Origin of the sequence: Candidatus Methanosphaera massiliense, from assembly GCF_028890305.1 — an archaeon.
In the GTDB taxonomy this organism is placed as follows: domain Archaea; phylum Methanobacteriota; class Methanobacteria; order Methanobacteriales; family Methanobacteriaceae; genus Methanosphaera; species Methanosphaera massiliense.
Genome location: NZ_JARBXM010000001.1, coordinates 1,053,011 through 1,066,304, shown reverse-complemented (window position 1 = coordinate 1,066,304; position 13,294 = coordinate 1,053,011). Strand labels below are relative to the sequence as shown.

Genomic DNA, 13,294 nt, shown 5'->3' with positions numbered 1-13,294 from the left:
AATATATAATTAAAAACTATAATATAAATTTTATTAATAATAAATTAAATTTTAATTATAACTATTAACATTAACTAAAAAAAGAAGAACCATATTTCTCTAAAGACCATATAAAGTCCTAAAAAAGATAAAACAAAAAATAGTAAGTTTAATATAAAACAATTCTATTTCCAAAAAAAAAGTGGTATGGGTAATACCATTAAACTAGTAATGTAGCTAAATAAAGTAACACCATAAGTAAAAGATCATAACATAAATGCACAAGATATGATACTAATAAATTCTTAGTTCTTAAATAAGCATAAGCTGTGACTATTGAACCATAACCTATAGTAACCACAGAATAAAATAAATCACTGTAAACAGATAAATGTAGTGCACCAAAGAATGTTAAAGCAAATAGGGTAGCAATAACCACACAGAATCCACGCTTACCGGTAAATCTATAAGACACATATAATGCTGTGATGAAAAGAATAAACTTATATAACTCCTCCCAAACTAGCTGAATAGCAGTTTCAATTATATTCATAACTGTTAAAGTGACAGCAACATCATCCTGAGCAGTAACATCAGCTCCTGGAAGAATACTTGCAAGTAACAGGGTTAATATAAATTCACCGATAATGCATAAGATAATAAACCAAAAATCATTAAGCTCGAGTACTTTAACAATCTCACCAAAATGTCCTTTAAATGCATAAATAGCAACTAGAATTAATGAAACAAACATACCTAAAGTAATATCAACATCATATCCCCATGAAAACGAGCCAATGGCTAAAAACACTGAAACCACTATAAGAGCATACCATTTATTTTTAGATAAATTAGGATTGTCCCTGTAAAATGGAAAGTCAGTATTCTCACGCTCCCATCCCATACTCTTTAATTTATCAAACATATATTCACCTTTTAACATATTTTTATCTAAAACAGTATATATACATATTTACAAATCATGGAGAATAATTAGAATAAGAATAAAAAAATTAGATAATATTAAAAAATGTTCAATTATAATAAAATTAGAAAAAAGTGTTTTACAAAAAAAAAGTATTACATAGATGTAGGTAAAGTAAAGTTAATACTTCACAGAACCTCTACATCTTTTATCAGTTTATGATTTATATACTGTTTCATTACCATTCTGTGTTGGATTATTTCTGATAGTATTGTTTTTAATTGTTGAAGTATTGTGTTTCATATCAAAGATTGCTCCACCACTAGTTGCAGTGTTACTTGTTATAGTGTTACCTGTGATTGTAGTTTTTGTTGCACGGGTGTATATTGCTCCACCATAACTTGCATTGTTACTTGTTAGGTTGTTATTTGTTATTTTGGTATTTACTGCGTTGTAGTTGTTTATTGCTCCACCGTAGCTTTTTGCATTGTTGTTTCTTATTGTGTTTCTTGTTATAGTGTTGTTAGTTCCAATGTTATAGATTGCTCCTCCACTGCTTGTTACTTTGTTGTTGTATATTGTGTTGGATTGTATTGTGATATTGCTTCCTCTTAGGTATATTGCTCCGTATTGTGCTTGGTTGTCATGTATTCTGTTACCTGTTATTGCAATGTTTCTTGCATTCCAGTTGCTGATTGCTCCACCGAGGGATGTTGCTGTGTTGTATTGTAGTAAGTTTGATTTGATAATTATGTTTGTTCCAAGGTTGTTTATTGCTGCTCCATTTTTTGCTTTGTTACTTGTGAAGTTGTTATTGGTTATGTTGTTAGATGTACCTATTACAAATAGTGCTCCACCACTTACACGTGCTGTGTTACTTGTCATGTTGTTTTTATCTAGTTTTAATCCTGTTCCACGATAGTAGATTGCTCCACCATAGTTTGCCTGGTTACCAGTGAATTTGTTGCCTGTTATTGTTATACTAGTTGTATCCCAGTTGTTTATTGCTCCACCTAGAGTTTTAGCTGTGTTATTTGTGAATTGGTTGTTTGTTACTCTTGCATTTCTTCCTAGGTTGTATATTGCTCCTGAGGATAGTGTTGCATTATTTCTTGTGAATATGTTGTTATTTAAGATTGTGTTGTTTCCTCTGTTGTATACTGCTCCACCATAGGAAGCTGTGTTGTTTTGGAATACGTTATTATTTATTAGTGCATTGTTTGCATTATAGTTACTTATTGCTCCACCATTTGTTCCTTTGTTGTTTAGGAATGTGTTACCAATTATTACTGTGTTTGGTGCTCTGTTTACAATAGGTGTGTTTGTAAATCTGGTGAAGGTTATATCTTCTATAGATATTAACCCATTTTGTATGATGAAACCGTTTATTTTCTTATTATATCCATTAAGTACAGTATTGTTACCTACTACTTTAAGTGTTAAGCCATTGTTGAATGAAACAGTATTGTTTATTCTATAATTTCCGTTTAATATGTATATTAGTGAGTTGTTATAAGCTGTGTTTCTTATTGTGTCAAATGCGTATGTGTAGTTCCATGGTGTTTCTGGTGTTCTTCCATTATTACTGCTTGAACCATTAACTGCTACATAGTATACTGGTCCATATTTTGTACCGTTAGTGTAGTATGTTGTAGTGGATGGGTCATATCCTATACTGCCATTATAATTAATGGATAAGATATTGTTACTATTTCTTAATGATGTAGCTGGTATAGTTGCACTAGCTATGCCATTTTCAATGTTTGCTGTGTATGTGTTACCATTTACCATGATAATTACTGCACCACTTGTTACAGTGTCACCATTTTCATCTGATACTATTACATTGACTGTAGTAGCACTTGATGTTATGGTCATGTTTTGTACTGTGGTACTTGTTGTTTTGTATGGTGTTGCTGTTACTGTTGTTGTTTTTTCTGATGGTTTTAGTGTTTGATTACCATCATATGTTACGGTTATTATATGGTCTCCTACTGTTGCTGGTGTGTAAGTGTAAGTATATCTACCATTAACAGCATTTACTGTTGTTACAGGTGTTCCGTCCACTAGTATGTTAACTGTTGCTGTGATTGGTGTGTTATCTTCTTTAATTTCTCCACTTATTTCTATTGGAGTGTTTAGTAATGTTGTGTAATTTGCTTGGTCTACTGATATGCTTGGGGTTGATCTTGTATCTTGTACTGTTAGTGTTTTTGTTGTTGTTGATGTTTTATAGGTTGTTGTCTCAGGATATGTTGCTGTTATTGTTACATCATCCATACTTGTTGGATTGTAGGTTACTGTACCTGTTCCATTTGTTATTGTAACGTTCTGTGTGGTGTCACCTATAGTTATTGTGGTTACTCCATCAATGTTAGTATTATCCTCAGTTGTTACGGTTATTGTGATTGTGTTTTGTTTGTATAATTCTAGGTTTCCGTCAATTGCTATGTTTGTATTTTTTCTTGTGTCTTGTACTGTTAGTGTTTTTGTTGCTGTGGAATTTAGGTATTTCTTGGTTCCTGGGAATGTTGCTGTTATTGTTACATCATCATTGCTTGTTGGAGTGTAGATTATTGTACCTGTTCCATTGGTTATTGTGACGTTCTGTGTGGTGTCACCTATTGTTACTGTGACTATGGAGTCTATTTTATCGTTATTATCTGGTGTTACGGTTATTGTGATTGTGTTTTGTTTGTATAATTCTAGGTTTCCATCTATTGTTATTGTTGTGTTGTGTGTTTCTATTGGTAGGTTATCTTCTACTTTTACGTTAGTTCCACTTACTATGAGTACTGATTTATCACCTAGTCCCTGTGTTGTGTATACTGTGTTATTTGTGATGTTTATGTTGCTAGAGCTGTCTAATATTCTGAAACCTGGTCCTGTTGTTACATTTATCTTGTTATCTGTGATAGTTACATCTTTTACTTGTTGTAGTATCATACCTGATGTTGTTGGTTTTATCCAATCAGGTGATGCTCCACGGGTAGCATTTGTGGTTCCTGTTACTATTATTGTGTTACCTGTGATGTTATAGTCATTACTCATTAATGCTATACCAGATGCATAGGTTCCGTTACTAATAATAGTGTTATTTGATATTGTTGTGTTTTTGACTACTGATGATGATCCGTATGGATATGCGAATATTTCTATACCATATGTTTCATTACCTTTTACATAGATTGTGTTATTATGTATACGGTTATTTTCAAAGTTTCCATCATTCCAACTACTGAATATTATACCATAGGTTACCTGTCCTTCAGAGTATCCTGCTGTTACATCAATTATATTGTTTGTAATTGTGTTATTGCATGCTGGGCTTTGGAAGAATTGGATACCATTAGCATATGTGTTTGAGGTTATGTTTATATTGTTTCCATCAAGTGTATTGTTATATACGTATCCGCCCATGTTTATTCCATATAGGTAATCAGTTCCGCTACCTGTTATAATGTTATTTGTTATGGTGTTGTTTGTAAGTTTTACTCCTGATGGTGCCTGTACTGTTATAGCTTCTATTGTACCATAACCGGAAGCTGTTGATGCATAAATGTATAAGTAGTTATTATCAATTATGTTGTTATTGGATGATACTATTATGTTTACTGTTGGTGCTATTGATGGATCACTGAAGTAATCTACACTATCTGATGGACCAATAACTGTAATGTTACTGTTAACTACTTTATTATTATCACCGTTAATTATTACTAGTTGTGCTTTACCTGTTGTTGTATTTTTTACTATTTTCACGTTATCTATTGTGTTTCCTTTGGAATTAAGTATTATAGCATTTCTACTATCTGTATCTGTGTTATTTATTGTTAAATCTTTTATTGTTAATTTTGAGTTGTCTTTACTGGTTATTGTTGCATTGTATAATATTGTGTCATCTGTACCTGTTAGTAATATTTCCTGTCCTGAGAATGTGAATATATGATTATTTACAAATTTTCCACTTAGTACTACTTTAGATACAGGGTCTGTGTAATTAAATACTCCTTCACTGTCAAAGTAGTTATTGTATGTATCATCGGTTATTGTTAATGTTGTTGGCTTATTATTTAATACAATGTTGGATTCACCGTTATTACTTACTGCTTCGTCACCTGCTAATTCCTTAGCATATAATATATTATCTGTTACTGCTACATTAGTTGCTCTTTTTGATAGTGTTACTGCATAGGTATTTGGTGAATTTACTGTGTTGTTTATTATTGTTGCATTATTTACTTTCTGATTTGATTTTGGTCCTAGTACAATGGAACCGTTGATTATGTTTTTGTTGATGTAGATATTGCTTACTGTTCCACTAGTACCTGTTACTGTGATATTACCTTTTATATTGTTACCTGTTACTGTGATATTTTCTGTTGATAATGAGGATGATGCTGCTGTGAATACTACATCTCCATATACATTATTGTTTGTAATGTTATAGTCATCAATTACTCCACTGTTACTTGATAGTACTGTGAGTTTTGTCATATTATTATCATGTAGTTTTACTGTACCCTGTAGGGTTGTTAGATTAAATTTATTGTTGTATGCTTCACATTCTGATACTATCTTAGCTGTACCGCTTACAGTGTTATTTACTACTAAACTGTCTGTAGTTACTGTAAAACTACTACCATTTAATAGTACGTTGTTTCTGTAGGTGTTATTTATTGATGGAATTCCTACATTACCTTCGGTACTTGTTCCACTACCCCACTGGTTTATAATACCTTGTCCTTTATTGTATTCAATTGTATTATTCTCTATTATATTATGAGAACCAGCAATACCTATACCATAACATATTGCTAGAGCAGTGTTTGGTCCATAAATTCTGTTATTTGAAATAACGTTATATTCATTACTATGATTATAGTCAGGTACATCCACATTATATGTGGTTAAATACACTAAGTTACCTATATTACCTACTCCAACAATGGTGTTGTTATCAAAGATACAATGATTTACATAAGCACCCACTAGTGTACTGTGTCCACCATTATCTTTTGTTCTGAAATAACTGTTTTTTACTGTGATGTATGAAGAATTTCCTCTGATAGATGTAACTCCTATACCACCACCAACTACCTGGTCTTCATTGATAACAGTTATGTTATTTAAGGTTACATTTTCTGTGTTGTTTATGTATAATTGTGTGTTGTAGAAGTATATTCCAGTAATGTTACTTCCTGAACCATTACGTAGTATTGTGAAAGCGTTTCCATAGCTTGCTCCGAAGAAATCCGTACTTGTAGAATTTAATGAAATATTAGAATCATGTGTTGTTGAAATTATGTTTACTGGCTTGTTAATAGTCATTGTATAATTAAATGATTGTGATGAGATAAATTTTCCCTGTAAGTCAAGGGTGTCTCCACTTGTTACATTATCATTTAATGAACCGTTTGTAAAGTAGTTTGTGTATGTCTTATTTGTTACAATGTGTGTTTGTGTATCTTTCTTTAAATTCTTAGATGCTTTCTTTGTGGTTTTTGTTGTCTTTTCCTTTGTGACATTATCTGTCTTAATCTCTTTTTTTGCCTGTGATACTTCTGTGGTTTTATGATCAACTTCTACAATATCACTTGATACTGCATGAGTTGTTGAATGAGGACTGTCAACAGTTGCTGTACTAGTACTGTTATCAGCTATACTAGTTGCACTTACTGCTGATATTCCTATAATTAAAACCATAAGAGTTATCACAAACAATAAAGTCGTTTTCTTTGACATATTCTTGTTTTAACTCCTTGAATTTATTTATATTCAAATAAGTCATATAATAAATATGTTTTACTTGAACAATTTATATTTATATTATAAATATGATATAAATTTATTTTAATTAAAAAATAATTGAATAATTAATAAGGATAAACATAATTATTAGATAGAACTAGACGAAAATAAGAAAAGAAATCAGTTTATAGAAATTAAGTAGAAAATATGTTATTCTTTTATAATTAAATCATGCTCAGAAAAGGTTTACATGTTAATTATTATATCTGAATAAAAAAAGGTCTAAAAAAAGAAGGAATAGAAGGAATTCCAGTCTATTTGCCTAGAATTCATCATCATATGTTTTCAATAATCACACATTTTTTAGTGTGCTACCTCTAATCCATTCTGTGTTGGATTATTTTTTATATTGTTATGGTTCATTAGTGTTGAAGTATATCCTGTGTCAAGAATTGCTCCTCCTTTGACTGCACTGTTTCTTGTTATAATGTTTTCCATGATTATGGTGTCTGTTGCACGAGTATTAATTGCTCCGCCATAGGTTGCATTATTGTATGTTAAGTTGTTACCTGTTATTCTTGTATTTCTAGCATTCCAGTTATTGATTGCTCCACCATAATTGTTAGCATTGTTGCTTCTTAATGTGTTACCATAGATTGTACTGTTTACTCCTATGTTGAAGATTGCTCCTCCACTAATACTTGCTTTGTTACTGTATATATTGTTGGATCTTACTGTGTTGTTTGCTCCTCTTATGTATATTGCTCCGTATTGTGCTTGGTTGTGGTGTATTGTGTTATTTATTATAGTTGCATTTCTAGCATTCCAGTTGTTTACTGCTGCACCGGTTGTGTTTGCAGTGTTATATTTTATTGTGTTACCACGTATGTATGTGTTTGTTCCAAGGTTGTTTATTGCTGCTCCACTTCTTGCTTTGTTAGCTGTGAAGTTGTTATTTGTTATATTGTTAGATGTTCCTATTACAAATACTGCTCCACCACTAACACGGGCAGTGTTACTTGTCATGTTATTGTTGTTTAGTTTTAATCCTGTTCCACGATAGTAGATTGCTCCACCATAGTTTGCCTGATTACCATTGAATTTGTTGTCTGTAATTATTGTATTTTGAGTTTCCCAGTTGTTTATTGCTCCACCAAGTGTGTTTGCATGGTTATTTGTGAATATGTTGTTTGTTATCTTGGTGTTTCTTCCTATGTTGTATATTGCTCCTGAGGATATTGATGCATTGTTTTTAGTGAATGTGTTGTTAGTTATTATTGTGTTATTTGCTCTGTTGTATACTGCTCCACCGTACATTCCCGTGTTGTTTTGGAATATATTGCCTGTTATTAAAGCATTATTTGCATTCCAGTTGCTTATTGCTCCACCATTGATTCCTTTATTGTTCATGAATTTATTTCCAATTATGGTTGTGTTATTTGCTCTGTTTAGGATTGGTGTATTAGCAAAGTTTTTGAATGTTAATTTTTCTATTGATAATACTCCATTTTGTATATTGAATGCATTGATTTTCTTATTATTTCCATTTAATACTGTATTATTATAGCCTATTACTTTAAGTGTTAGACCATTATTAAATAATACTGTACTATTTACACTGTAAACTCCATCTAATATGTATATTAATGAATTATTATATGTACTGTTTCTTATTGTATTAAATGCGTATGTGTAGTTCCATGGTGTTTCTGGTGTTCTTCCATTATTACTACTTGAACCATTAACTGCTACATAGTATACTGGTCCATATTTTGTGCCGTTAGTGTAGTATGTTGTACTTGCTGGTTCATATCCGAAAGTATTATTATTATAGTTTATGGATAGTATGTTGTTTCCTACTTTTAATGCACCTGATGGTATTGTGATACTTGCTATACCGTTTGTTACGTTTGCTTGGTATGTTTTACCATTAACTAGGATTGTTACAGTACCATCTGCTATATTGTTACCATTTACATCTACTACTTTAACGTTTACTGTTGTAGTATTTGAGGTACAAGTCATGTTTTGTACTGTGACTGCTGGTTTTATATTATTTACTGTGTATGTTGTGTTTGCTGTAGTTTCATTGTATAACTCATTTCCTAGGTAGTGAGCGTATATTGTTGTGTTTATTATTTCTGTTGGTGTTACTGTTATTGTTGCTACACCATTTGTTACATTTGCTGTTCCTAGATATGTTTCATCTTCTGTTATTAATTCTACTGTACCATTGGTTACTGCTCTTCCATCTTCACCTGTTACTGTTACGGTTATTTGTGTTGTTTTGTTTATTGTTGTGTTTACTGGGTCTATTGTGATTATTGCATTGTTTAGTAGTGCTTGTAGATTATTAGTTACATTGGTTGTAGCATATACTCCATTAGGATCTGTGTATGTTATTGTGATTACTTTACGTCCTGCTTCTTCTGGTACATAGTATGCAGTTACGTTGCTTGTGAATGGCTGTGATATTATTAGTTCTCCATCTGCATATATTGCGATTGTACCATTTATTGGATTTCCAAATACATCAGTTGCGTTTGCTTGTATTGTTATGTATTTGTTGATTGTTGTGTTTTCTGGGATGTTTGTGTTTATAATTACTGTGTAGTTTCCTTCTACTGGCTGGTTGTTGCTTATTGTGATTCCTGTCTGTTCTACTGCATCGTCACCTGCAACATCTAGTGCTTGTATGTAGTTGTCTGTTACTTCGTTTCTTGATCCATTTGCTACTGATATAACTGGTGTTTCATCGTTTGTAGCATTTATTAGTATGGTATTATCATTTAAATATATTCTAGTTGCGTTAGTTACATTAAATGCTAATACAGGGTTGTTACTGTTTAATCTGATATTATTATAATACCAATTTTTATTATTGGTTGTTGAATCATTAGTGTATATTATGACAGATATATCATCACCAGTACCTGTTATGTTATTGTATTGGAATCCGTCATAGTAGCTTAATAATCCATTGTTAGCATTTATAACAGTTATGTTATCTCCATCGAATTTTACATTATTATATTTGAAATATACATTAGCTGTTGTTACATCAAGTACTTTTGCTGTGTTTCCTTTTAATGTTATATTATCATAGTTTAATTCTATTGCACCACTAGGTGACCATCTTGGGTTAGAATTTGGTTGACCTGTGAAGTTTACTATTGTACTGTTTGATCCAGTCATAGTAATATTATCATAGTTTAGTGATATGTAAGCATATGAAGTTCCTTCGCTACTGTTTGAGGATATTGCTGAGAGGTTATCTCCGGTAACTGTGATGTTTGAATATTTTATGTATATGCTTGTTTGATATGATGAGTTTGTAGGGTCTTGTATTGTTCTTATAGCTGTTTTATTTACGTTGTTAATGTTTATATAGTTAAGGTTTCTGTCTCCACCATTTAATAGGAATATTATTGTTCCATTGTATATAGTGTAGGTTCCACTGTTTAGGAATGTTACAGCTTTATTAAATGTTAAATCCTTATTATGTAAATCTCCGTTTAATGTTAATATATCAAAGTTAATATTGTCTCTTAGTGTTGCATTTTCATCAAAATATGTAGTGTATGTTTCATCTGTTAGTAATATTATTGTAGGAGTGTTTGATTCAACTGTAACATTGTCTGATGTTTCATTTGTTACTGCTGCATTTCCTCCAGTTATGTTTCCAATGTTTAGGTAGTTTTTAGTTATGTTTACATTATTTGACTGTGATACTATTATTCCATTTCCTACTTTTTGGTTGAATGTGTTACCTGTTACTGTTACATTTCCTGAGCGAGTTATTGTCATCATTGTATTATTTTTGTTGCCGGATGTTGATGTTGATGTTATTGCATAGATTCTTGTATTATTAGTATTTATGATTATGAATCCTGTGTTTTTATCACCATATAACCTATATGTCGCATTGCCTATTGTTGTGTTTTTTACTCCTTCTAATTCTACACCTATACTTGTTGGTGCTGTAATATTTTGTATATAGAATTTTTCTAGGGAGTTATTTGTTACTGTTCCTGACCATTGACCAGTTAAATATGCACCATATGAAACGTTTGTTGACGTTGCTGTTGCATATCCAGCCATGTTATTATTATATGATGGTCCAGATATTTGTAAAGCATAAGCATAATTATTACTGTTAGCAGTGAAGTATGAAAGTGAAGTACTTGTCTCCTCTGCACGTGCAATGTTTAATGCATATGCATACATATCTCCATCAACATTAATTCTAGTATTATATAATGTATTTCCAGATACTAGTAATCCAGCTGTTGGTGATTGTATATCAATACCATCTACTGTACCATAAGCTGTTCTATTATTATTTGCTTTAACTGTTACATTAGTTATGTTTATATAGTTATCAGATGATTGTACTAGTATACCTACAGTATTTGTTATACCAACAGGATATTTAGACCAGTCTACATCTACTGATGGTCCTACAACATTTACTTTTGTTGATTGAATAGTATTTTCATCATCAGCTAATATAATTGCATGTATTTTACCATTTGTGTTAACATTAATTTCAGAGTTTATTACTTTATTATTTGTAGAATTTAATAGGATTACATAACCTATACTTGAATCAGTATTATTGATTTTTAATCCATCAATAGCTATTCTGGAATCATTTTCTGAGATTATTGATGAATTATATAGTACTGCTGTATCATTATTTGCTAGGTAAACATTAATATTATTGAATACAAATTTCTTGTTTGTTATATTTCCTGAGAATAATATTTTACTTCCAGATTGTATTGTTCCAGGTATAATTTTACCATCTGCATCAAAGTATTGTGAGTAGTTATTATTTGTTACTATGATTATTGATGCTTTTGGTGTGTTATTTTCTACTATGTTATTATTATTTGAGCTTACTGATAAGTCTCCACTTAACATTCCAGAGGATAGTGTGTTATTTACTATTGTATTATTTTTTGCACTGCTACTTGTTGTTACTGTGTAGTCACGTAGTGTTTTTACTGTATTGTTTGCTATTATGTTATTGTTACCGTTAAGGTATATGTAATTGTTTAGTGTATTGTTATACACATAAGAATTTGCTGTTAGGTATAATCCATAACCTGTTGATATGTTAGATACATCTATTTTATTTCCATTTATTGTTGTATTAAATACACTGGATGCACTGTAGAATGAGTATACTGGTTTTGATGCTGATAACATTGTAACTGTTAGTGTTGATGGTTGCATGTTACTGAATGTGTTATTTGTTATATTGTGTGATGTTTCACTTACATATCTAGGGTTTAATTCATATATTCCTGTGGAGTTGATGAATTTATTTCCTATTATTGAGACATCTCCAGATCCAATGTTTATATCACATTGATTGTTGTTGATAAATGTACAGTTTTCTATACTTGTGTATATATCTGTTACTTTGTATTGACGATAGTAGTCAGCTGTACCTGTGTTAACATATATACCAGGACCGTTCTTGAATCCGCTAGCACCATCGTATCCTTTTCCATTCATTAATGTTGAGTTAGCTATATATAATATATGGTCATTTGTTACTGTTCCCCAACGTGCATAATTATCAGTGAATAATAGGTTGTTAAGGTATGCTGTACCATTATTATATATTATACCCATGTTACCTGTACTGTCAGATTTACGGTTAGAGTCAAAGATACTGTTATTTACTGTTAATGTAGCATTTTGTCTGTTTCTTATTGCTGCTCCAACACCACAATGGTTATTATAGAAGTATACATTAATCACATCTAGTGTTGCATAGTTATCTATTGGTGCTTGTTTATATGCTGCAAAACTGCTGCCACCTTTTACCCATGCATTTTCCATTGTCATGTTAGTAATTGTTATTTTACCATTACCTGGTGTTATGTTCATAAACCAGTTACCTGTTGCATTAATATAATTTTTCCAATTATCAGATGATCCCCAGTAGAAACCATTCTGTTGAATATCATAATTTACTTCACCATCAAATACAGTTTTGTTTACACCACTACCTATGAAGTTAATAGTGTTATTTCCCGGTACTGTAAGATTAGTGTTACCTACGCCTTTATATGTTCCAGCAGCAACATGTATATTATACACGGAGTCATTAGTGGTTGCACTAATAGCTTTTCCTACTGTTTTATAGGGAGCGTCCTGTGAACCTGCATTTTCATCAGATCCATCAGAATCTGATACGTAAAGATTCACTTCATTATCTGTCTTTAATTGTTTTGTTGAAGTATTTTTCTTAGTACTAGTTTTCTTCTCGGAAGTAAGTTGTTTATCATTACTTTCTTTTGAGACACTTGTCTTTAAACTAGTCTTCTTATTAACACTAGTATCCGTTGTTACCACCTCATCTGCATGTGAAGCTGTTGTGGTAGTAACACTAGCATGGGATGTTGTGGTAGTAACATTACCTGGTGAATCTGCTGCACTTAGTGCACCAAGACCCACTAGTAAGAATACTAGTGTTGTTAATAAGAATATACGTTTTATATTCATATTCATAATTATTCTCCAAAAGTATATCTATTAGAAGATATGTTAGTGGTTATACAACATATCCTCCAATATAATACTATTTTATGAAAAATAATATATAAAATTTGATATTATATA

3 protein-coding genes are annotated in these 13,294 nt (G+C 31.3%); all 3 read right to left on the bottom strand.

Going from position 1 to position 13,294, the window contains the following annotated elements; translation table 11 throughout:
* Nucleotides 1-199: 199 nt before the first annotated feature.
* The 3 genes from OTK55_RS05090 to OTK55_RS05080 all read right to left on the bottom strand — a co-directional run bounded on the left by OTK55_RS05090 (nt 200) and on the right by OTK55_RS05080 (nt 13,183).
* Nucleotides 200-904 (bottom strand): CPBP family glutamic-type intramembrane protease, encoded by a 705-nt coding sequence (locus OTK55_RS05090; protein ID WP_274870988.1) that lies wholly within the window; start codon nt 902-904, stop codon nt 200-202.
* A gap of 216 nt (nt 905-1,120) precedes the next feature.
* Complete coding sequence (locus tag OTK55_RS05085) at nt 1,121-6,649, bottom strand: beta strand repeat-containing protein (RefSeq protein ID WP_274870986.1); 5,529 nt, start codon at nt 6,647-6,649, stop codon at nt 1,121-1,123.
* A 369-nt stretch (nt 6,650-7,018) separates the two neighbouring features.
* The gene (locus tag OTK55_RS05080; RefSeq protein WP_274870985.1) at nt 7,019-13,183 is read right to left on the bottom strand and encodes a beta strand repeat-containing protein; all 6,165 of its coding nucleotides are present in this window, start codon (nt 13,181-13,183) and stop codon (nt 7,019-7,021) included.
* Nucleotides 13,184-13,294 lie beyond the last annotated feature (111 nt).